Raw genomic sequence first — 23,162 nt, forward strand, 5'->3', positions numbered from 1 at the left:
GAAGATACTTGATTAGAACAACTATCAGCCCCCTTGGTAAGCTGCGGTAAAAACTGATGGAAATCAAAAAAAAGGAGACAAATCATGGCCCTGAACCGCCTTCGCGCCACAGTAACAAGCTGTCTGCTGTCAGGACTGCTGTTCACTGGTTTATCCCACGCAGCAAGCCCCGTTGAAACCCTGACTGTCGTTGTGCCCTATGCGCCCGGAGGCGCGTCTGACCGGGCCGCACGCATTGTGTCGGACGGTCTGCACAAGAAACTGGGTATTCCCATTGTGGTCGAGAACAAAACCGGCGCCGGGGGGCGGATTGCCGCCCAGTATGTCAAAAGTACGGCGGCAGACAAAAATGTGCTGATCCTGGCCAACCCCGCCGTCATGGTCGTCGCCCCCCTGGTTTTCAATGACATCCCCTACAAACCCGACACCGACTTTCAGGCCGTTTCCATGGTGACTGAATACGGTTTTGGGGTAGCGGTGTCGGCAGACAGCGACATTCAAACCATGGACCAACTGATTGCCTGGGCTAAAGAGCATCCCGGTGCCTTCAATATTGGCGTCCCGGCCACCGGCAGCCTGCCGCACTTTTTCGGCCTGATGCTATCCCAGCAAATTGGCTCCAAGGGCGAGATCATCGGCTATCGCGGTTCGGCCCCAGTCATTACAGACTTGATCGGCGGCGTACTGCCCTTGGCTATCGATACGCTGGATGTACTGACGTCTCAGCACCAGGGCAAGCGCATCCGCATTCTGGCCACCTCGGGCAGCGAACGAGAGACCACCCTGCCAGATGTACCTACCTTGAAACAGTCCGGTGTGGACCTGGAAGCCTCAGGCTGGAACGCCTTCTTTGCCCCGGCCTCCATGCCAGCCGATAAAGTCGCCTTCCTGGGCACGGCCATTAAAGAAGTCACCAGCGACCCGGCCCTGCAAGAAACACTGCTGAAAAATGAATTGATCCCCGTATCTGCCGATGCAGAAGAAACCCGCGTCCGCATTGAACAATTCCGCCAGCAATGGGCTCCGGTCATTCAGGCTTCCGGCTTCAAAGTCACGCAATAAACCAGCAACACAGACAACATGACACAACGCAAGAACGTCCTGTTCATCATGGCTGATCAGCTGCGGGCTGATCACCTGGCCTGCTACGGCCACCCTCATATTCGTACCCCCAATCTGGATGCTTTGGCCGCCAAGGGGGTTCGCTTTGACCGCGCTTTCGTCAATTCCGGTGTCTGCGGCCCATCCCGCATGAGCTACTACACAGGCCGCTACCCATCGACGCACGGAGCCACCTGGAACCGCGTGCCCTTGTCGGTAGGCGAAGTCACCATGGGCGAGTATTTGCGCGCCGGTGGACACAAACTCGTGCTGGCGGGCAAAACCCACATCATGGTCGACCACAAGGGGCTGGAACGGCTGGCACTGGACGGTGGCAGCGAACTGGCCCGCCTGCTTAAAACAGGGGGGTTTGAAGAGATAGACCGTTACGACGGCCACCACGAACCGGGAGAAGAAAGCGGCTACCCGGCTTACCTGCGACGTCATGGTTATGAATCCGACGACCCATGGACAGACTTTGTCATCTCTGCGCACGGGCCCGATGGGCAGCCAGTCAGTGGCTGGCACATGCGCAATGCTTGCTACCCGTCCCTGGTAGAGGAAAAGCACTCGGAAACGGCCTATATGACGGACCAGGCCCTGTCCTTCATGGAGCGCATGGGGGATGAACCTTGGGTGATGCACCTGAGCTACGTCAAACCACACTGGCCCTATATCGCTCCTGCGCCCTACCACGATATGTACAGCGCCGAGCAATGCCTGCCCGTAGTGCGCAATGAGGCCGAATTAAGCAATGCGCATCCGGTCGTAGAGGCCTACCGCCAGCAAGAGGAATGCGTCAGTTTCGCCAGCGAAACCTGCATCAACACGGTCAGACCCGCCTACCAGGGCCTTATTACCCAATTGGACGACCACCTGGGCCGCTTGTTCGACTTCATGTCCCGCAATGGCCTGATGGACAACACCCTGATCATCTTCACGGCCGACCATGGGGATTTCCTGGGCGATCATTGGCTGGGCGAGAAAGAGCTGTTCTATGACACCGTACAGCGTGTACCTTTCATCGTCTACGACCCGTCACCGGAGGCGAATGCTACGCGGGGAACAGTCGATAACAGAATGGTCGAAGCCGTGGATGTGCTGCCCACCATGCTCTCGTGGCTGGGCCTGCCGCTGGCCTCCCACAGACTTGAGGGACGAGACTTGCTGCCCCTGCTACATGGCACCCAGCCCCCTTGGCGCGACTGCGTTTTTTCCGAACTGGATTACAGCTATCGCCTGGCGCGCGTGATACGCGATAAATCACCATCCAATGCCAGAGCCTGGTCCCTGCGCAGTGACCGCTGGCGCTATGTGTATTGGCTGGACGAGCCTGAGCAGCTCTATGACCTGCATGCCGATCCTGAGCAGTTCAACGACCTGGGCCAATCTCCAGACCACGAAGACGTACGGGTTGAATGTCGGGAGCGCTTGCTGCAGTGGTTCACAAGCCTGAAACGCCGAACGACCGTGACGGACGAAGAAGTAGAGCGCGGTACCAATGCGTATAAAAAAGCAGGGGTATTTTTCGGGCAGTGGTAAGCCCAGGAGCAGAAAGGGCAAGCGTGTAGCATCAAGCGCTTGCCCCCTTCCTAGTCCGGGTTCTTCGGACCGCGGCGCTTGGGCAAGATGGCGGGCGTATCGTCATGTGGCTTGAACAAATACGGACTCTTATCGGGTTCCGGATTCGGAGAACCATCAAACTGCGTAGCTTTATGGTCTACCGGCCGCCTTCGCTCCTTGTCTTTGCCGCGTTCATTCGCCTCCTTCAGGTCTTCCTGCACCCGCCCGGCAATATCCACTTGGGATTCGCTGCTGGGCTCCGGTGCTTTAGCTGGATTCGGATGTTCGGTGCTGTCTTTACGTGTGGGACTCATGCGGACTCTCCATAGATCAGGTTGCGCAGACAGGCTCCAGCAAACAGCGTGCCTGGCGGCCTTGGTGCTCGCCTCCAAGCTACTAGCCTGTCGGGCGAGGCCATGAACAGGCTGGGACTAAGGCTTGGCCTGACTATGACCTTCATTGGCACGAGCCAGAAAGATCCGTATCAACTCCGGTGAGTGCCCTTCCAGCCAACGAGCCATCGCGCGCTCTTGCTCCAGGATTTGATGGCACACCATCGCCGTCTCCGTATCGCCCACAAAATCAGCGGCCTCCTTGAGCTGGCTGTAAGCCGCAATTTCCAGGTTTTCGAAGGCAAAGCTGAACATCGTGCCTTTCACCACCTCATCAGAGGCAAAGATCCCGGAAAAGCCCTGAAACGCTGCCATAACTTTCCCGCCCAGGTCTTTGAGCAAGGACGTATCCCCACCGCGCCGCTCTATGCATTCGCGCACCAGCCCCTGCTGTGTCTGAGTTTCCTTGATATGTTGCTGAATGCGCTGATGCAACTCCGGGTAGTTCTCCACCCGCGAGAGCATGCTGTTGAGCATCGTCTCAGCCTGTTCTTCCATTGCATGCGCGTCTCGAAGCCAGTCCATCAAGTGTTTGTCCGCGCGTGATTTATTGGTATCCATGACATTCTCCTGTCGGTTTACCTTGCCGCAACTGCGACAAGCAACTGATACCCAGCATATGGCGTTCCCAAGGTGCCAGCGCCCCGCGCACACCTTGAAAAACACCAAACAGCTACCTGCTTTCTCTTGAATCAGCTCCCACACATTCCGGACCGAAAAAATGAAGCCAGGCAATCACGCACGGCAAGCAAAACACTTAAATAATCGACATTAGAAAGGCGCCCAGCCCCGCCAAAAGCACAACCAACGCCGGCGGCACACGCCCCACCGTCAACAAGCCAAACAAGAGCAAGGCCAAGCCAAAATCCGCCTTGTCATGAATGGCACTGGTCCATACCGGGTCATACAGCGCGGCCCCCAGGATGCCGACCACCCCTGCATTAATCCCTGCCATCGCCGTGCGCACGCCAGCCCGATGTCGCAGCCCTTCCCAAAAAGGCAGGACGCCAATCAGAATCAAGAACGCCGGGATAAAAATCAGTGCCAACAGCGCCATGCCCCCCAGCCAGCCTTGCAAGGGCCATTGAGCCATCGCCCCGATATAAGCCGCGAAGGTAAACAGGGGGCCCGGCACTGCTTGCGCCGCCCCATAACCCACCATCAAGTCCGCATTGCTGACCATTCCTGTCGGTACGACAGAGGCCTGCAAGAGCGGCAACACAACATGCCCCCCACCAAAGACCAGTGCCCCGGATCGGTACACCCCCTCCAGTAACTGAACAATCGATGAGCCTGTTGCCGCAGCCCACACAGGCAAAGCAAGCAAGAGCCCGACAAAAGCCACTAGGGCAGCCATCCCTACCCTGCGAGACACCGGATACGAATGAGCCTGAGCCACTCCTGCTTGAGCAAAGTCCAATTTCCACCATGCGATCAAACCTGTCACCGCAATGGCCAGGACCTGCCCAAAGGCCGAGGGCAAGGCCAGACTTAACAAAGCAGCCACCATCGCCAATGCAGCACGAGATCGATCAGGACATAGAGACCGGGCCATTCCCAACACCGCCTGGGCCACAATTGCTACCGCCACAATCTTGAGCCCATGTACCCACGCAGACTCTGCAATCCCCTGCTGTCCCGCCAATCCCATGGCAAACAAAATCAATGCAATGGCCGATGGCAAGGTAAAGCCGGTCCAGGCTGCCAGCAAACCCATCCACCCGGCACGCCCCAGCCCCAGCGCCATCCCGACCTGGCTGCTGGCCGGACCCGGCAAGAACTGACACAGGGCAAGCAGATCGGAGTAGCTGCGATCATCCAGCCAGCGACGGCGCTCTACGAACTCGGTACGGAAATAACCCAGGTGCGCGATCGGGCCGCCAAACGAAGTCAGCCCGAGTTTCAGGAAGGCCCAGAAGACCTCCAGCGGGCTGCCTGGCCTACCCGACGCCTGCCTCTGCACTTCTGCCGGTACTGATGTGGGTGTCTGTGTCTGTGTCTGTGTCTGTGTCTGCACAGGTTCGTTCGAATTATTCATTGCTGCCTGTTCCCCCCCTTGATCAACATCCGGCACACGTCATCTGCACCACCTGTTTTTACTGCTGATTAGTTTTCTGCTTAGCGCCGATAGACAAGCTACAGACACCTTAGCCTGGCAACATATGAATACTGTGATGTAGAACGTCAGAACCGTCCTCATCACGCGCTATTTCGACCCACCCAGCCCTGCCTCCCAGCACTCGCTCAGATAGCTTACAAACGTGGAAATCCGCGCCGATAAAGCCGTATTGCGGTAGTACACCGCATTGATAGGCTGACACATCTCCAGCGTGCGTTTCGGGAACAACTGCACCAAACGTCCTGCCTCGCGATCCCGGTGCGTCATGAAGTCCGACAACGACACAATCCCCACGCCATCCAGCGCCAATTGCCGCAAGGTTTCCCCACTGGAAGCGGCAATACTTGGCTTGATATGCACCGGCATCCCGTCCTGCGCAGGCAAGGGCCATTCATTCAGGGATAGCGGCTGGGTAAAGCCCAGCAAAACATGATTATCCAGGTCGGCCACGTCACGCGGATGACCGTGCTTTTCCAGATAAGCAGGTGAAGCCATCACGCGTAGACGCGTGTTGCCAATAGGTCGCGCATGCAAGGTAGAGTCCTTGAGCCGACCAATCCGAATAGCCACATCCGTGCGATGCTCCAGCAGATCAATCCATCCTTCATTACTGGTCAGCTCCAGGCTGACCTGCGGATAACGCTCCTTATAGCCGCGCACAATCGGCACCACGCAATGCAGAATAAAAGGCGAGGCCGCATCCACCCGCAAGCGCCCTACTGGCTGCTGCCGGCGTATGGCCAGATCCTCCTCCGCCTCCTCCACATGGGCCACAATGGATCGGGCTCGCTCCAGAAAAACCGCCCCCTCCTCCGTCAGTTCCAAGCGCCGTGTGGTACGCCGTAGCAAGGTGGTGTTGAGCTTCTCCTCCAGCCTGTTCAATGTGCGGCTGACCGCCGACACCGTCAGCCCCAGATGCTCGGCCGCCCGCGAGATGGCACCGGCATCCACCACGGCTATAAATGCCTGCATTTCATCCAGAGTTGTTTTCATTATTGACTTTAAATCAAATGTATTTCGACCAATATGGACTTTTTAGACTAAATCATCAAGAACACAATGGCATCTTCTGCAATGCTCCACGCAAGGATGCCATCATGCCTATAGCTTTACTGGCGCTGACCATCAGTGCCTTTGCCATCGGAACGACAGAGTTCGTGATCGTTGGCCTTCTCCCTACCATCGCGGCGGACCTGGCCGTCAGCCTGCCCTCTGCCGGCCTGCTGGTCAGCTTGTACGCCCTGGGCGTTGCCATAGGCGCCCCCGTCCTGACCGCCCTGACCGGCAAGGTCCCCCGCAAAGCCTTGATGCTGGGCTTGATGGCCCTGTTCACCCTCGGCAACCTGGTGGCCTGGCAAGCACCAGGTTATGAATCCCTGATCGTGGCCCGTATTCTGACCGGCCTGGCTCACGGCGTGTTCTTTTCCATTGGCTCCACCATTGCGGCCAGCCTGGTCCCCAAAGAAAAAGCCGCCAGCGCCATTGCCATCATGTTCACCGGCCTGACCGTTGCCCTGGTGACGGGCGTACCGCTGGGCACCTTTATCGGCCAGCAGTTCGGCTGGCGCACCACCTTCCTGGCTGTCTCAGCCCTGGGTGTGATCGCCTTCCTGGGTAGCCTGCTCTTTGTGCCCAAGAACGTAGTACACAGCAAACCGGCCACACTGCGTCAACAAATCCGCGTCTTCGCCCAACCGCGACTGTTGCTGGTGTACGCAATGACAGCGGTGGGCTACGGCGGCTCTTTCATTGCCTTCACCTTTCTGGCGCCCATGCTGGAACAGATTACGGGCTTTTCCATTCACGCCGTGGGCGGCGTCATGCTGGCTTACGGGGTGTCAGTTGCCAGAGGTAATCTGTGGGGTGGCAAGCTGGCCGATCAACGCGGCCCCATCCCCGCCCTGAAACTGATTTTCCTGCTGCTGGCCATCGTCCTGCTGGCCCTGACCTTTACCGCCGGCAACCCTTGGTTGATGCTGGCAACCGTACTGGCCTGGGGTGGTGTGGCATTTGGCAACGTCCCCGGACTGCAGATCTATGTTGTTAACCAGGCCCAACGCTTTGTCCCTGAAGCAGTCGATGTGGCCTCCGGCCTGAACATCGCCGCCTTCAATATCGGAATTGCAATCGGAGCCTGGAGTGGTGGCCTGATCGTCGCCAACGTCGGCCTGATTCATACCGCCTGGATCGGTGCCATCGTAGTCCTGCTAGCCCTGGGCCTGACCGTCTGGGCCGGCAAACTGGATCAGCGAGATCAAGAAGATCAACTGGACGTAAAGGCAAGACCCCTGGCGGTTTGCTAAGCATCAAGCCCCAACAACGCATCAGCCCAGCAATACAGCTTCACCAAAGCAACGAGAACGCTCCCGCAATCAGCACTGGAAGCGTTCCTCCATACGCATCAACGGGCGGCTCTTGCTAACCGTACAAATTTACTCAAATGGAGTTACCACTATGTCTATCCCACAAATCGGCGTCGGCACCTTCCGCCTGAAAGAACAAGCTGCCATTGATTCGGTACGCACCGCCCTGGACGTTGGCTACCGCGCCGTCGATACCGCCCAGATCTACGAGAACGAAGCTGAAGTTGGCCAAGCCATTGCCGAATCCGGAGTGCCTCGGGACCAACTGTTCATCACCACCAAGATCTGGATCGACGAGCTGTCTGCCGACAAACTGATCCCTAGCCTGAAAGCCAGCCTGGAGAAACTGCGCACCGACCACGTAGACCTGACCTTGATCCACTGGCCGTCGCCACAAGGCGCTGTGCCTTTAAAAGAGTCGCTCCAAGCCTTACAGCAAGCACGCGAACAAGGCCTGACCCGCCAGATTGGCGTGTCCAACTTCACCATCGCTCTGCTGGACGAAGCCATCAACGCCATTGGCGCAGAAAACATCGCCACCAACCAGGTAGAAATCAGCCCCTACCTGCAAAACGCCAAGCTGGCTGCCTTTGCACGGGAGAAAGGCGTGCACCTGACGTCCTACATGACCTTGGCTTACGGCAAGGCGGTGCAGGATACGGTGTTGCAGGAGATCGCAGCTAAACATGGAGCGACTGCGGCCCAAGTGGCACTGGCCTGGGCGATGCATCAAGGGTTTTCGGTGATTCCTTCGTCGACCAAACGGGCGAATCTGGAAAGCAACCTGAAGGCTGGCGAGCTGAAGCTGGATGCGGAGGATCTACAGAAGATTGCAGAGCTGGATCGCGGGGAGCGTTTGGTTGATCCGGAGGGTTTGGCGCCGGTTTGGGATTGAGGCCAACACCAGTGGGCGGCTAGACTCGCTGAAAAAAGCAAACCAAGCCTAGCTCGAAAAACATCTGCACAGAACGCTAGAAACATGCCCCTTTTTGGGGCATTTTCTTTTCTATCCTTCAGAAAACACACCACATTTCTCGCCAAGCCTTTGCTGCTAGCCCCTGCCTGAGTCAAGACAAACAGATACCAAGGCCTCTTCCATCCAATAGGCTATGATTTACAAGCCATGCCAAACGGACAATAACTGAGCAAAACCTACCAGAGAATAAAGATCATTACTCCAGAGCCATGAGTCAGCCACATCTTGTAGAAATAAACCAATATTCGTTTTCACCAGCGGCTTTGGCGGACATAAGAAATAACGCTTATGCCGTCGGTAACTGGCCTTTGGTTTATATCCTCAGTGACGGAGCCAAACGCCGAGCCTATGTGGGTGAAACAAGCAGTGCGCTGACCCGTCTGAATACGCATCTACAGCATGAGCATAAGAAAATGCTCACTACTGCCCATTTGATCAGCAGCTCACGCTTTAACAAGTCCGCTACGCTAGATATTGAATCAGCGTTGATCAAATACATGGCAGCAGATGGTTGCTTCGAATTGCTCAATGGCAATTTAGGCCTGTCCGATCACAACTATTACCAAAGAGATGAGGTCTACACGCAGATCTTTCGTGAGACGTGGGACAAACTCCGTGGCCAAGGCATAGCCAGGCATTCGTTAGAGTCGATTGATAACTCCGACGTTTTTAAATATTCCCCATACAAAGCGCTATCTTTCGACCAGCGTCAAAGCCTGGTAGAAATGATGCGCGCTCTGCTCGATGACAATCTGCGCCATCTGGTCGTTCAAGGCGGAGCAGGCACCGGAAAGTCGGTTCTCGCTATTTTCCTGTTCAAGCTGATCCATACCGATGAAGCGGAACTGAATCTTCAGGAGTTTTCCGAAGAGGAAAACGAGCTACGTGAACTACTCTGCCAGCTAAAACAACGTTTCCCTACCCCCCGAATGGCCTTGGTAGTGCCTATGGCTTCATTCCGCGCCACCTTGAAACGGGCATTCAAGAACGTGGCTGGCCTGCACCCTGACATGGTGATCAGTCCGTCACAACTGGCTCGGGAAACTTACGATATCGTGTTGGTGGACGAGTCCCATCGACTCCGCAAACGAGTCAACCTGGGTTCCTACTATGGAATATTCGACAAGGTCTGCACCGACTTGGGTTTGGATAAAGAAAGCTGCAGCGAAGTGGATTGGGTGACCCAACAGGCTAAAAAGGCCATTTTTTTCTACGACCCCGATCAGTCCATCAAACCATCGGACGCCAACGCAGCAGACTTTCAAAAGATCAAGCAATCACCTGACGCTAAAGTCATGACACTGACTTCTCAGTTTCGCGTCCAAGCAGGCCAGGACTATGTCGACTTCATCGACAGGCTTCTGAACATCCAGCTTGCAGCCCAAGAGCAATATCGTTCAAAAAAATATGACTTTTTGCTCTTTGAAAACATCGCTGATCTTGTTCAAGTCATTGAACAGAAAAACCAAACCTACGGCTTGGCCCGCCTGGTAGCCGGATATGCCTGGCCATGGCATTCGAAAAAAGACTCCACGCTTTATGACATTGAAATAGACAATGTAAAACTGCGTTGGAATCGAACCAATACGGACTGGATTAACACGACCGGGGCAGAAGATGAGGTTGGCTGTATTCACACCACCCAAGGATACGACCTGAACTACACCGGCATCATTTTCGGAACAGAGATTGGCTACGACGCCGACACGAATCAGATCACGATCAACGAAAAAAACTATCTGGATCGAAACGGCAAGCAAACCATAAAAAGCACAGAAGAACTGAAGCAGTACATCCTCAACATCTACAAAACCATCATGCTTCGGGGCATCAGGGGCACTTACGTCTATGCCTGTGACCCGGCGCTGCGGGCCTATCTCAAGCAACATATCCCCAGCTACCAGGCTCCCCCAGCCCAAGAGCTCTTGCCTGCACCAACGTTGGTGCCCTGGGTCAATGCCGTTCCCTTCTATGACCTGCAAGCCGCCGCTGGCAGCTTCAGTGAATTGCAACACGTAGAAGACAAGGAATGGATAGGCCTGCCGCAAGGGATGGAGGCAAAACAAGATATGTTCGCTTGCCGGGTCGTGGGCGAATCCATGAACAAGATCATCCCTAGTGGCTCGCTCTGTCTTTTCCGCCAGGATCCAGGCGGAAGCCGGAACGGCAAGATTGTTCTGGTGGAGTGCTTGTCTGCTCAGGATAGCGACGATGGCTCAAGATTCACCGTCAAAGAATATGAAAGCATCAAAACCCAGACGGCAGAGGGCTGGGAGCATAAGAAGATCTTATTAAAGCCCCGCTCTACCCAACTTACGTTTGAAGCGATTGAACTCAATGAAGACGCCGAATATCGCTATCGGGTAGTGGGCGAATTTATAAGGGTTTTGAGCTGAACAATGCCTGTGTTTTGCCGAATACAGGTATTGATCTACGCAAGCTCAGGAAGAGGAAAGATAACCGAAGGGAAGATTAAGCAAAAAAAAGCAGACGACACGTCTACGGGCATGTCGTCTGCTTGCCTTCTACCGCAGTGAACCGTTTAGAAGCGTGTGCGTATACCCACACCAAACGTATCGCCACGAGACAAACCAGTCAGTTTGTCGCTGTAATACGCAGCATAGACATCCGTGCGCTTGGAAAGCTCATAGTCGTAACCCAAGGCCCAGCTGTTGCGCTTGACGTCACTCGCCCCGCTGCTACGAGTATGACCATACGAAGCCAGCACCTTGCCGCCGCCCATGGGGACAGATACACCAAACTGCCCGCCCTTCATCGTGATGTCGCCACTAGTGATGGTGTTCTTCACGTACTGAAACTGAGTAAAAACCTTGGCAAAATCAAAGTCATAAGCCATGCCTAGCTGGCTTGCTCGCTGATGACGAAAGCCCACAATAATGTTTTCCAGATCATCGGCCTGATTGTCGAACTTGATCTGCTGATAGGCCAATGTCGCAGAGAAAGCACCATTGAAATACAGCGCATTGCCACCCCATTTATTGGACCCAGACTTGTTAGGCTCGTTACTGAACCCGTAAATCAAGTTCGCCGTCAGGCCATTGAAGTCTGGCGTGGTGTACTTGACTGCATTGCTCCAGCCCGAATCGCCCAGCACACCTTGGCCCTCCATCCCCAGATACGTGTGAAACACCGACGGGGAGAAAGTGTAGGAATCGCCAAACGGGTTAAACAAAATGGTGGAGACGAAATAAGGCGTAGTCAACCGCCCCAACGTCAAGGTACCTGCATCATCACTTTGCAAACCCACATAAGCACTACGAGAAAACATGGGATCGCCATTGAACCGCCCCGCCTGACCTGTCTCTGGCCGAAAGAACCCTTCCATGGCAAACACGGCGCGAACACCGTTGGACAACTCCTCCTGGCCTTTCAAGCCCCAGTAAGAGGTTGTCATCCCTCCCCCGCCTACCGTCCCTTCCCGCTTGTTGCCTCCTACAGGCTTATGTATACCTGCCCAGGCATCAACCAGACCGTACAGCTGCATATTGGATTGAGCGTGGGCAGTTGACCCTATTCCCAGCAAAGCGGCCAGCAGCCCGCCTGCCAATATCGGCATCTTTAGAACCATTGTGTCTCCGTTATCGTTTTCAGTATTGTGGTGATCCCCCTTCCCTTTTTCTAAGGGGGAGCCCTGACTGGGTGTCATCCACTTCGACAGTACAAACAGGCAAAGCGAACAACCCCAATTTTTCTAGGGGCTTTTAATTTTTACTGTCACTTACAAGTGGTTTGGAAAGATGCGGGTGATAACGGTTATTCCTGGGCCTGCCTTAAGAAGCACACACCTTGTACTGGCACTACCGCCTTTTTTGCCTGAATTTGTTGCTATTGAGAACTTTCTACATAGCCAAAGAGAGCGCAATAGACATAGGCGTAGATGCGCACCCGCTTGGGAAAGATAGATCGATAAGTTGAGCCTCAGGCCGGTTGTAGAGGTATTCCCTAACGTGACGCCTAGACTACAAAATCTTCCAAAGATTCGGCATGCGAACAAGGATTGAGCGTGCCAAGACCGGACTCAAACCAGCATAACTTGCCGCCTAAACCCCCAGTCGAAGAGTGGCCTGATACCTACAGGAGAATGCTGATGTCTCTTACCTAAAGACGAGCGTTCTCTTCTTGCCTACTTGACCCTCTAAGGTCAGAAGCGGGAAAAAATTTTGCTAAATCCAAAAGTCATATTTTTTAAAAACAACAGAAATTTAAAATAAATGACAATTAATAATTAATAAATAAAAATAGAATTAAAATATATTAATATTTAATTATTAGCATGCTAATAAAAAACAATAAAAAAAGAAAACAATGAATTAAAGCTGTTTCACATACCAATCCTTGATTTTGAATAAAAAACAAACGAATAAACTAAAAATTACTCTTAATTAAAAGCAAGGAAATGGCGTGAAAAATAGAATCTCTATAGCATCATTGATTTTTTTATTGCTGCAAAACCTGCTCTTTATCACCCCAACATACGCCGCCAGCTCCTACTGGATGGGCACACAAACATTCCAACTGAACAGACTAAGCTCCTATCAGGAAACCTACGACCCAAGCAGGTTCGGCCACAACATCCCTCCCGGCTCTCGAATAACCCGTGTCGAAGTTGGCATGTCGGGAACTCAAGTCAACACCATCTCGGCCAACAACAAACTCTGCTGGAACAGCACTACAAACTGCGTCAATTTTCTTGGCAAAGATCTGACCACTCGAGTTTTTAATGACCTCGATGCCAGCAAACCTTTCTACGTCATTTTTGATGTCAGAAGCTGGGGTAGCGGACGACCACCCATCTATGTCCCCACAACAGTGACCGTGTACTACTCGTACCCCTGATCTTCTCGGGGCTCCATAAACTCACTGGAGCCCCCACTTCTGGATGTGACCCATGCTTATCAACTCATCAACTCCCAAATTTGCTTTGGTTGGCACAAACGTCAATCAACAGCCGCCCAACGCAAGCACTACTACGACCAGCTTCCAAGCCGCTCTTGAATCAGCCTCGACACGAGTAACAATCTCATCCGCAGCTCAACAACAAGCTCAGGTCACCGAGCTTAAGCATGGCAGCTTTGCAATGCGCGACACCGTCAGCAAAATGGACGAAAGGGAATTTGGCGCTTTTCTGAAAGATATCGTGTATGAAGGAGGGCCCAAAAGACTAGCCCTGCACGAAATCATGGTTGATATCACCGACTGGCTAAAAGGTGGACCGATGTACTACTCAAATACACGGGAGCCGGTCACGGAAGAAAGCACCGCCTATTTCATGATGGCTGATGCCAAATACCAGGCGGAGAAAGTCGCCTTGTATGAGCTGGAACTAAGTAAGGGCACGCCGCTTATTGATATTTATGACAAGTTATCAGACTTGACATCCAAACAACCTGCACGGCTTTTGGGGATGAGGGGGTATCTGGTTAAGCCGACTTGATTCTGCCTATCCGGTTTGAAAGGCTACATGTTCTGATGAAGCCAACAGGGAGCTGTTCGCAGGCTCCCTTTTTAAAAACACAATTCCAACTGCTCCGTCTTAGTGTCAAAGGATTTGAAGAAAACAGCCCATCAAAAGGGCTGAATAGGTTTAAAAACCCCCGTCTTGCTCATATTGCGCCGAAGGTCAAACTGAGCCAGTGCCTCCACCACATCAATCATGGGCAACATCTCAAAATTGATCTCTGACCATGCCTCCCGACCCACCCTCACGGAGTACAAATAATCATCACGCAACTGCCCTGTTGCCGGATCATGACGTTGAGAAAACCCCGATAGAGTGATGCACTGAACGGCAGGGAGAGCGGCAAAGGTTTCCCCAATAATCCGGAAACCTACACCATGCACATGGGCCATATAGCGCTTACGTACCTGCACTGCTGGCAGATCCTTCACAGACAGCTTCAAGCCCCTTGCCGGAACCGCTGCAATCTTCGAGGGCATATCCTCAATCTCCGGCAAATCGATATCCAAGTGAACATGCGCTCCCTGCTCTGCAATGTCCAACGATATCAACGTCTCCCGAGGCCAAGCGATATCTTGGAGGTTAGCTTCCAGCCATTGCTCCATCGCTGCCGTATCTTGATAGATATCCTCTTCAAGCAGCTTACGCCGCTGCTCTTGCTCATAAGCATGTTGAGTCTGATCACTTTTCCATGCAGCCAATAAACGTTGATGCTCGCTGGCTATCTGCTGATTGAGCTGACTCAATTTTTCCAAACGTTTGGGGAAAAACTTTTCCCACCATTTTGCACTTAGCAAAGTAGGCAGCAAGGGCTCAGAACGAAGAAAACGCTCTGGAACATACTTGGGTGCAATATGAGGCGCAGGAGTGTCTAGATGAATATTAGCCACCGCTTCACATTCACTATTTATTTCATCGCATTTACGCTGGATTAAGCTTTGGATAGCCTGGCGATTCTGCTTCTTGGCGAGTTCAACAACCGACTCGGAAACAGGCTCTCCGTCCTGATCATGGAAACTCAACATTCCTTGCTCTGTGACCCCACACACCAAAGAGAAAGTCTGTGTTTGCTGGGCAGATTGGCGCGGCTTAGGGGCAGGAGCAGCCTTATATAGGGTATGACGAGCGGAAAATCCCAAAAAACTGGTATTGAGATGTGCCCCACGCCTACCAACATTCACCGTTGAGCCCCGCGGCCCCAAGGTCCAGCTAGTGCCCGAGCCACTCAAGTTCATGCGTATGCCTGGAGCCAACTTAATCGATCGTCGAAAACGTACAGCCACAACTCCCTCCATGCTTTTTAATAGTTTTAAAAGCTTATGAACTTCCACAAAAGAGGTTTTGGAATGCAGAGAAACCTGATGGGGATGTATAACACTGTGCTGAGGCTAACTCAAAACCAGAGGCGGCTAACTACCTGACATATTCACTGAATAAGTGGAAGCAGAGATAAGGGCACGAGATAGAGACAATCACAGACAAAGGTAAGCATCGCAGTACCGATTCTGTATCCATTTAAGTGCCGGGTTTATTCCCTGAGCAGGGACTGACACTACGGTATCTTCTAACTGTTTGAACTTTAGAAAGATTTTAGATGGTGCCAGGGCCGGAATCGAACCGCCACGCCTTGCGGCGGGGGATTTTGAGTCGGTGATTTACAGTGTTTCTACAGGGAAATGGGGCGAATTCTAGCGTAAGTTGAAATAGGTAAAACCAGTTTCAAATCAGTAGGTTAGCGTATTTTACCTGAATTAGTGAAAACTGGTCACTGTACCTGTACTGTACCGAAACTCGGTGCAGTACAGGTACAGTGTCAGGCATTTTTCTTGATGAATTCAGCGATCTCTACCTCTTTGGACTTCGAGAAAATCCAACCGCCGAGCGTGGAGTTCCAGCGGCCACCAAGTTCTTTGAGTTGCTCTTTAATGGATTTGGTGTCGCCTTTGACTAAGAATGATTTGATTTCACCATCTTTCTCGTAATCTTCCATGAAAATGCGTCCTTCCTTGACGATTTTCTTAAGCGATGCCGCCTTCTCTTTAACTTCCTTAGCTGTAGGTGGAATAGCCGGTGTGCCAGACAGCAAAAGGCGTACGTTCACGGAAATCTGATTCAATAACTGTTCCTTGAAGTCAGTGATGCTTGTATAAGATCCAGTTAGACCAAGTTTCTGCATTTTTTTTTCGAAGTCTTTCAGAGCCTTGTACTGATCTATGTCGAGCTTAGTAGGATCTATGTTTCTTGATGAAAAATAGACCATGACAGGCTTTTGGTTTTGTATAAACCACTCGATCTCTTCGGCGGTCCCACTTTCGCTGACACCGGTAGGCGACCCGAGTCTCGTCCAGAAAACTCCGATAGCCATATCGCACGAAGTGACGATTTGATTATTTATGACTCCTTGTGCTCGATCGCCAAGTAACGGTGCAGAGTGCGTCTCCCATTTTACCGGCAGCAATACTACCGAGTTCGATTCTGCGTTTGCTATATTCCATCTGGAAATAACCTCGGGTATTGCCTGCCGCTCTTCATCAACATCGCCTGGGCTAGCTATTAGTATTTTGAATACCTTTGCGTCGAACGACATGAAAACTCCTCAGTATTGATTTTATACGTTAAGAAATAATAACAAGTGGGCTAGGGAGAGCATTCTTATGGGTTGCTTCATGAATTAACTGCTGTCTTCGTCGGGCCTACAATTCTTTGGCCTTGCTGGCGGAGGGTTTAGGAGTTCCATCGACCCAAAAAACCTCGAGAGTGTGATCCTTGGTTTTTCCTACGGCATCTCTAAAAGTCAGTAGCCGTTGTTCCGTCGCTCCGCCGTTGTCTAAGACAAGGTAGATTCCGTACTGGCTTTTTTCCGACTTCTGATATATCGGAAGTTGGGTTTGGAAACCCTTAAGGAGATTCTTGTTGCTGGTGAGCTTTATTTCGACGAGAACCTTGCCTTTAAGCCCCGAGCTTAGCTTGAAATCTACGGGGCCTCTGCCGGAGTCGCTTTCAGGAGAGAGGTCAAGAGAGTTTGCCTCGCAGTATGCTGATGCCACACCAAAGAAGAGAAGCTGTGCGGCTGATTCGTGCTTCGGTTTGCCATCTTGGTCGTAAAGCAACCTGCATAGTTGCCCATCTTCAATCAGGTGCCTGAACTGCTCACAGATTGATTTAACAACACCAAGAACATCTTTTGCTGTGGGTTTCTTTGGGAGACTTAAAGGAAGAGTATGTTCATTAGGAAGGTTTCTTGTTTTTGTGTACCAAAGAACTTGTCCTGATGGATCATCTGAAAAATCGTAGGGGCTGATGTCGAATTTCAGATATGCTGCGACAACGTCTTTAAGTGTTTGAGGATTTTCTATAAAAGACTTCCTCAATCCATATTTTTTTTCCGAAGTTGTTCTGCCTCGCCAAGACTCTCCGATGTATTTATTTAGCTCACGCCTGAGTTCCTCATTTTGCTCCGCAATGTAGAAGACGTCTTGCATGTTCTCTGCTACTGGAAGTTCCCTTAATACATCCTTCGGAACTAACACTAGCGGCGAGTCTGAATATGGGTTTTTAGGAAGCCTTACTTTCTGGTGGTCTCGAGAAAGTCTTTGCTCTTCCGTAGGAATGCCTGTTTCATCGCAAACCCGCTGCGTGAAGCGGATTAAATCAGGCATGATGATTGTAGCAATCATGTCGCTTATGAAGTCAGGGCCAATTCCATCTTCAAAGACGCCAACAAGCTCGAATATTGCAGGATCGTTGTTCCCCGCAGAAATAATCTCTTGGATAGTCTCTAGAAGCTTCGCCCGAGTCTTTTTGCCCATGCCTCGGCCGTCGACTCCTGCTCCCGTATAGCCGATAGATAGCCCTTTGACTTCAGGAAACTGAAGTTTCTTATCAGCTGCTCGCCAAAACACGTCACCGGTCTTCTGAATCTTTTCTACGATGGTTAGCACATCACAGAAATGAGTAGAAACCTTCGCCGCGCTTCCTGATAGTTCAGGCGCAGTCGTTGTATCTAATAGGCGAGGGTCGATGAAAAGGCGTGTGTCAATTCCCAAGATGGGATCGAGTGCTCCTGATTTATCAAAAGTTACAGGATCAATGCCATAGTAATCGGATAGGCTCTTTACGGACACTGCGACCTCCTTGGCGTCTGCGCCCTGATTGTTTTACTTTTTTGCCGGAATCTAAACTGTTAGCGCACTGTTGAAACTGAGTGACAAAAACCGGCGACAGCCTATCCTGCACTAGCTTCAACCACCTACATTTTCTTCGTCATGACTAAGCTTTTGAGCTTGCCAAGGCACTACGTGGTTGCACAAATTCTTCGAGGTCAATGCTCCCGTCGATGAACTGTTGAGCATGTTCTTCATCTGCTGCACTGAGCGAGAACCCCTCCAAGCCGACTGATGCGCGTGCGTAATTGACGGCCGCTATACGTCGGTCGCGCTCGGCACCGGATATCGTTTTAGTTAGTTCCGTTTCGTGCGAACCCATCTCAGCCATGGTTGTCTCCCGTGCTTTAGGTAACGCTATTTTACAAGGTGTGGGATTTTTTTGGTAATTTGTCGAGGAAACAGGCAAAAAGGTTTCACGCAGAAATTGTCTTGTTTTTGTGGCTATCAATAGGTTTTCCCGATTGACGGCAGTATTGGCGGTCATCCGTGATGCACACTTCCCAAAGAGGCTTTGCCTCTCTGGACTCTCGACCCTCGCCGGCGGGAGCCTCTGGTGCAGGGGTTACGGGCCAATGGCCCTGAACGCCTATCCCCGGGCGCAACGTGTGAGCACTCCTGCCGCGTCAAGGGGCCGTGTCCTCGCCCGTAGGGCTGCGCGGACCGGACCGACCCCTTGGCGCATCTAGAGGCCATGCAGCCTGTCGGCAAGGGGTAGGAACAAGGCAAAGCCGCTGGGCCTGTCCCCGCAGCCAGTCCGGCAAGAACGGACGCGGGATGCAACCGAAGAGGTTACCCAAGCGAAACGCGGAGAGAAGTATGAGTTAACCGAGAAATGGTCCTGCCGATGGCGAGGCCGATGCATACACCACCGTGCGCGTCGCTTACCGTTGATTGCACCGCCAGTAGCCGGCCCCCAGTTCTTGTCCATGCTCTGCATGATATGCAGCCGAACGCATCGCGCTGCGTCAGTGTACCGAAACTGTACCTAAGCGAACTTTGAGGAAAATCCCCCAGTACTGGGGTTATGACTTGAATCGCGCTAAGTGATTGCAAACACCAGGGATTTTTGAGTGGTGCCCGGGGCCGGAATCGAACCGGCACGCCTTGCGGCGGGGGATTTTGAGTCCCCTGCGTCTACCAATTTCACCACCCGGGCTAGGTATGGCAACCTGGGAATCCAGGCTTGGAAGGAAAGATTGTTATTATACGCAGATTCCTCGGGGTTTTGGCAAGTGCTACAGCAATTTTTTTAAATTTAGCCTGGCACTGAAAACATTCCCGCTTAAAATCCGTCTGAAGCTCCGTTTTCCGGCTGCTTTGTCACAACTGCTTAAGCATTAACGGACGGTTCTCGGCGGACAAGCACCTGCACCACTTCTGGCCATACTCAAACCTGGATTCCAAATAAAAAAACAGGCCAGGTACACCGTCCTGGCCTGCTCAATTTTTTGGTTCTGAGTATGGAGCCCCTAGTCCCCTGCCACAGCCTGCCCGTTACGAATCCACTCTCTCCAGATCGCGACCAACAAAGCCATCAGGACCGGGCCGATGAACAAGCCCACGATGCCCATTGTTTGCACACCGCCAACCAAACCAAAGAAAGTCGGCAAGAACGGCAATTTTACCGGGCCACCCACCAGGCGTGGTCGCAGTGTTTTGTCGACAATGAACAGCTCGATAGCGCCCCACAGGAACAAGCTCACGCCAGCCACCAGGTGACCAGAGCCTATTAAATACAAGGACACCATTGTGAATGACAGGGGAGCACCGCCGGGGATCAGCGCCATAAAGCCGGTGATCACACCCAAGAGCACGGGCGATGGAACACCTGCAATCCAATAGGCAATACCCAAAACCACACCCTCACCCAAGGCGATCAAGCCCATCCCAGTGACGGTGGAGTTAACGGTAGCAGGCACAACCCGAGAAAAACGCTGCCAGCGGCCTGGCAGGATGCGTTCGCCAACAATATCCAATTGCACCAACAGCCTGTCGCCATCTTTAAAGATGAAGAACAACGTGATCAGCATAAACAGCACGGTCAGCAGCAGGTGAAAAACGTTGCCGGTAGCGGACAGTACCATGCGGTAGATATTGCCCAGATGCTGGCCGCTAACCATCTCGACCAGCTCGCCCAACGCGTGGGGTTCGCCTAAATAAACTTGCCAGTACTCGGTCAAGCGCTCGCCCATCAGGGGCATGGCTTTGATCCATTCCGGGGTCGGTGTGCCGTAGCGGTTGGCGGCCAGCGCCCAAGTGATGAAGCTGCTGGCTTCCTGGATCGCAAAGGACAAGGCCAAGGATAAAGGTACGACCAGGACCACGATGACGACCAGCAAGGCCAATGTAGCCGCCAGTGCGGTGCGGCCATTGCAGCGTACAACCAGCCGTTTATATAAGGGCCAACCGGCCAGGCCTATGATCAACGCGGCGAGGACAGGGACCAGAAATCCCTTTAAAAAGTAGACGCCTGCGGCCAGCAATAGCAGCAATAGCCAGCGAGCGATAAGGAATGCGGGTAAGACGGGTTGCATAAACGGTGGAGACCCTCTTGTCTATTGGTCTGGGCATGGGTCGGTGCCCGAAAGTTTTTTGACGATAGCATGATCACAGCCCGAGGAATACCCGTTTCTTACAACAAGCTGATAACACTTTTTAAGGTGGAAGCAGGCTCTAAGCGGCACCCGCGATCTGCATAGGGTCAAGACTCATCATTGCGGGCTGGATAGCAGCATCAGGACTCGGTCGGTTCGATTGGACTGACTCGAATCTGACTCTTAATGAACTGCACCTCACACCGCGTCTTGCCAAGTCTACTCCTGCTGCTGTGAAGCAGCTTAAATGCTGCACACGAAAGCTTGAAATCTACAACAGGGGTTCAAGTCTTGTGATCCTCAGTCGCCTGAGAGCTGCAACAGGCATCACGTGCGAGTGCTGGTGCTGGTGCTGGTGCTGGTGCTGGTGCTGGTGCTGGTGCTGGTGCTGGTGCTGGTGCTGGTGCCTTCAGTCTGCTCTTGCAGAGCTCCCGACTTCTTTTTTTTGTGAGCAATAAAAAAACGACCTTAGGCTGGTTGCCTCAGGGCGTTTCTCTATATTCAGGGGCGTCTTTAGACAAAGCCCTGCTGACTGTGGCTGTCTTTATCCCCTCAACTCATGCTCAGGGCGCCACCGGCAAAGCACGTTTATGCGCCGAAGCACGGAAGGTTTTGATGATAATCTGCATGGCTTCATCATCAATGGTTTTACCTTCCAGAAAATCATCAATCTGGTCATAGCTGACACCAAAGGCGTCTTCGTCCGGTTTCAAGGGGCTAAGGCTTTCCAGATCAGCAGTGGGGACTTTGAACACCAAGGCATCAGCAGCGCCCATCGCACTCGCCAAGGCACGCACACGGCGTTTGTTCAAACCTGCTAAAGGCGTAATGTCAGCAGCGCCATCACCAAACTTGGTGAAAAAGCCCATCAAGGCTTCAGCGGCGTGGTCTGTACCCACCACCAAGCCACCGTTCGCACCAGCAATCGCGTACTGCGCCACCATACGCTGACGGGCTTTGATGTTGCCCATCAGAAAATCCTGTTGAGCAGCATCGCGGAACTTCAGGCCGGAGGCCAGCAATTGCTCCAGCATGGCATCCGATGCGGGCTTCACGTTCACGACCAAGGTCTGATCAGGATTGATGACCTTCAAACCACCTTGAGCGTCTTTCTCATCAGCCTGCTCACCGTAAGGCAAACGCACGGCGATGAATTGCGCTTGATGGCCTTGCTCACGTGCCTGCTCTACGGCTCGTTGAGACAAACACCCTGCTGCCAGGGAGTCCACGCCCCCGCTGATCCCCAGGACCAGGCTACGGCAGCCGGTGCGCAGCAGATAGTCACTTAGAAAGCGGACGCGACGTTCGATTTCTTCCTGAGCATCGAAATGATCCGTGATCCCCAATTCCGCACGGATACTGGCTTGCAAAGCGCGTTGATCATCTGTCATGGCGCAGGCTCTCTACACAAAGTGAACAATAGTTCGATTGTAAAGGACTGGGAGAGCTGTGCCATACCGCCTTATCAGGGGCTTTTAAAAAATTGGGATCCTTATTCATTAAAAATGGATTCTGTATATAATCTTCAGTCAAGAAAAACAAATCGCCCTTACTGAGACAAGCCCCTTAGCTACTGCTCGGGCACCATAAAACCAGCCCATGCCATCCGGTGCCTTGCGCGACATTGAGCGTGCCTACGCGCCCGGCTGGCAGCAAGCTCACCAGACGTATCCCATGAGATCCTCAACTGAAATCGCAGACGAAATCCTGAGACGTATTCAGTCCGGCCACTACCGGCCCGGCGACTCGCTAAGTCAATACGAGCTTGCGGAGGAGTTTCAGACCAGCCGCACCCCTGTTCGGGAAGCCCTGCGTTTTCTGGAGGCACGCCGCGTGACCTCGTTGACCAAGACCGGGCGCACGATTGTGGCTATTCCTTCTGCCAAATCAATCCGCGAGGCATTTCAGATTCGGGCCGAACTGGAAGGCTTGGCAGCGCAACTGGCGGTGGACTGGATCAAGGACTCGGATCTGGAGATCTTGATGCAGCATCAGTCCGACTATGCCCGCACCTTGCGAACGCGTGTGCGCAGCGAGGAGGGGTCAGAATGGTTGCAACACAACCGCGCTTTCCACGACTTGATCACGATCACCAGTCACAACGAGCGCCTGCACGAGCTGATTCAGCAGTTGCAGAACGACAGTGTCTCCAGCGCCTTGAGCTTTGCCTCCAAAATGCCGCCGCGTTTGATGGAAGAAAATATTCTGGAGCATGAGGCTATCATCGCCGCGCTGGCCGATCGCAATGGCACCGCCGCTCGAGAAGCCATGACGGAACACGTTGCCAAGACCATGAATCTGGTCCTGGACTGGTTGCCAGAGCGCTAAGCAAAAAAACAGTGCCACCCGCAAGGAGAGGTGGCACCGCACAATCAAGGTGGTTTGCGATCCCCCGGACAAACCACCCGA

General features: G+C 52.8%; 19 protein-coding genes, 1 tRNA gene and 1 pseudogene. 8 read left to right on the top strand and 13 right to left on the bottom strand.

Annotated features, from left to right (window positions below):
- Window positions 1–84 precede the first annotated feature (84 nt).
- Both M2Q46_RS11705 and M2Q46_RS11710 read left to right on the top strand, forming a co-directional pair.
- Window positions 85–1,062 carry a tripartite tricarboxylate transporter substrate-binding protein gene (locus tag M2Q46_RS11705; RefSeq protein ID WP_052159363.1) on the top strand — a complete coding sequence of 326 codons (978 nt, stop codon included), beginning with the start codon at window positions 85–87 and terminating at the stop codon, window positions 1,060–1,062.
- Window positions 1,063–1,080: 18 nt separating this feature from the next.
- On the top strand, window positions 1,081–2,643 hold the full coding sequence (locus M2Q46_RS11710; RefSeq protein ID WP_302357276.1) for a sulfatase-like hydrolase/transferase: 1,563 nt from the start codon (window positions 1,081–1,083) through the stop codon (window positions 2,641–2,643).
- 50 nt (window positions 2,644–2,693) lie between these two features.
- Here M2Q46_RS11710 and M2Q46_RS11715 read toward each other — a convergent pair whose 3' ends face one another.
- The 4 genes from M2Q46_RS11715 to M2Q46_RS11730 all read right to left on the bottom strand — a co-directional run bounded on the left by M2Q46_RS11715 (window position 2,694) and on the right by M2Q46_RS11730 (window position 6,168).
- A complete protein-coding gene (locus M2Q46_RS11715; protein WP_302357278.1) occupies window positions 2,694–2,978 on the bottom strand; it encodes a hypothetical protein in 285 nt (94 codons plus the stop codon).
- A 117-nt stretch (window positions 2,979–3,095) separates the two neighbouring features.
- Entirely contained in the window at window positions 3,096–3,617 is a 522-nt protein-coding gene (locus M2Q46_RS11720; protein WP_302357279.1) for a ferritin-like domain-containing protein, read from the bottom strand.
- A gap of 196 nt (window positions 3,618–3,813) precedes the next feature.
- The gene (gene chrA, locus M2Q46_RS11725) at window positions 3,814–5,094 is read right to left on the bottom strand and encodes a chromate efflux transporter (RefSeq protein ID WP_302357280.1); all 1,281 of its coding nucleotides are present in this window, start codon (window positions 5,092–5,094) and stop codon (window positions 3,814–3,816) included.
- A gap of 168 nt (window positions 5,095–5,262) precedes the next feature.
- Entirely contained in the window at window positions 5,263–6,168 is a 906-nt protein-coding gene (locus M2Q46_RS11730) for a LysR family transcriptional regulator (RefSeq protein ID WP_035271399.1), read from the bottom strand.
- Window positions 6,169–6,272: 104 nt separating this feature from the next.
- Between M2Q46_RS11730 and M2Q46_RS11735 the strand changes: the two genes are divergently transcribed.
- From M2Q46_RS11735 to M2Q46_RS11745, 3 genes are all read left to right on the top strand, one after another.
- Window positions 6,273–7,478 carry an MFS transporter gene (locus tag M2Q46_RS11735; protein ID WP_302357283.1) on the top strand — a complete coding sequence of 402 codons (1,206 nt, stop codon included), beginning with the start codon at window positions 6,273–6,275 and terminating at the stop codon, window positions 7,476–7,478.
- A 151-nt stretch (window positions 7,479–7,629) separates the two neighbouring features.
- Window positions 7,630–8,433, top strand: a complete 804-nt coding sequence (gene dkgB / locus M2Q46_RS11740; RefSeq protein ID WP_083054251.1) for a 2,5-didehydrogluconate reductase DkgB — start codon at window positions 7,630–7,632, stop codon at window positions 8,431–8,433.
- Window positions 8,434–8,723: 290 nt separating this feature from the next.
- Complete coding sequence (locus M2Q46_RS11745) at window positions 8,724–10,910, top strand: DNA/RNA helicase domain-containing protein (protein WP_083054252.1); 2,187 nt, start codon at window positions 8,724–8,726, stop codon at window positions 10,908–10,910.
- Window positions 10,911–11,056: 146 nt separating this feature from the next.
- Here M2Q46_RS11745 and M2Q46_RS11750 read toward each other — a convergent pair whose 3' ends face one another.
- Window positions 11,057–12,091, bottom strand: coding sequence for a porin (locus M2Q46_RS11750; protein WP_302357367.1), 1,035 nt, complete (start codon window positions 12,089–12,091; stop codon window positions 11,057–11,059).
- 845 nt (window positions 12,092–12,936) lie between these two features.
- On the opposite strand from M2Q46_RS11750, the gene M2Q46_RS11755 reads away from it, so the two are divergent.
- Both M2Q46_RS11755 and M2Q46_RS11760 read left to right on the top strand, forming a co-directional pair.
- Window positions 12,937–13,371 (top strand): hypothetical protein, encoded by a 435-nt coding sequence (locus M2Q46_RS11755; RefSeq protein ID WP_302357284.1) that lies wholly within the window; start codon window positions 12,937–12,939, stop codon window positions 13,369–13,371.
- Window positions 13,372–13,423: 52 nt separating this feature from the next.
- Entirely contained in the window at window positions 13,424–13,969 is a 546-nt protein-coding gene (locus tag M2Q46_RS11760) for a hypothetical protein (protein WP_035273628.1), read from the top strand.
- A 131-nt stretch (window positions 13,970–14,100) separates the two neighbouring features.
- Here the strand turns inward: M2Q46_RS11760 and M2Q46_RS11765 are convergent, their stop codons facing one another.
- From M2Q46_RS11765 to nadE, 8 genes and pseudogenes are all read right to left on the bottom strand, one after another.
- Window positions 14,101–15,018, bottom strand: a complete 918-nt coding sequence (locus tag M2Q46_RS11765; RefSeq protein WP_302357369.1) for a DUF4236 domain-containing protein — start codon at window positions 15,016–15,018, stop codon at window positions 14,101–14,103.
- A 111-nt stretch (window positions 15,019–15,129) separates the two neighbouring features.
- Window positions 15,130–15,288 (bottom strand): annotated as a pseudogene (locus M2Q46_RS11770) (DUF4236 domain-containing protein); the annotation flags it as partial.
- Window positions 15,289–15,806: 518 nt separating this feature from the next.
- Complete coding sequence (locus M2Q46_RS11775) at window positions 15,807–16,580, bottom strand: hypothetical protein (RefSeq protein WP_302357286.1); 774 nt, start codon at window positions 16,578–16,580, stop codon at window positions 15,807–15,809.
- A 106-nt stretch (window positions 16,581–16,686) separates the two neighbouring features.
- A complete protein-coding gene (locus tag M2Q46_RS11780) occupies window positions 16,687–18,117 on the bottom strand; it encodes a hypothetical protein (RefSeq protein ID WP_250756654.1) in 1,431 nt (476 codons plus the stop codon).
- A 145-nt stretch (window positions 18,118–18,262) separates the two neighbouring features.
- The gene (locus tag M2Q46_RS18780) at window positions 18,263–18,487 is read right to left on the bottom strand and encodes an antitoxin VbhA family protein (protein WP_367997725.1); all 225 of its coding nucleotides are present in this window, start codon (window positions 18,485–18,487) and stop codon (window positions 18,263–18,265) included.
- A gap of 743 nt (window positions 18,488–19,230) precedes the next feature.
- Window positions 19,231–19,315: transfer RNA gene (locus M2Q46_RS11790), tRNA-Leu, on the bottom strand.
- Between the two features lie 313 nt (window positions 19,316–19,628).
- Window positions 19,629–20,693: an AI-2E family transporter gene (locus M2Q46_RS11795; RefSeq protein ID WP_021447032.1), complete on the bottom strand. Its 1,065-nt coding sequence runs from the start codon at window positions 20,691–20,693 to the stop codon at window positions 19,629–19,631.
- Window positions 20,694–21,316: 623 nt separating this feature from the next.
- On the bottom strand, window positions 21,317–22,144 hold the full coding sequence (gene nadE, locus M2Q46_RS11800) for an ammonia-dependent NAD(+) synthetase (protein ID WP_302357288.1): 828 nt from the start codon (window positions 22,142–22,144) through the stop codon (window positions 21,317–21,319).
- 283 nt (window positions 22,145–22,427) lie between these two features.
- Here nadE and M2Q46_RS11805 point away from each other — a divergent pair, with 283 nt between their 5' ends.
- Window positions 22,428–23,081, top strand: a complete 654-nt coding sequence (locus M2Q46_RS11805; protein ID WP_060186325.1) for a GntR family transcriptional regulator — start codon at window positions 22,428–22,430, stop codon at window positions 23,079–23,081.
- The last annotated feature ends 81 nt before the right edge of the window (window positions 23,082–23,162 follow it).

Origin of the sequence: Alcaligenes sp. YSL9, from assembly GCF_030515105.1 — a bacterium.
Classification (GTDB): Bacteria; Pseudomonadota; Gammaproteobacteria; order Burkholderiales; family Burkholderiaceae_B; genus Alcaligenes; species Alcaligenes phenolicus.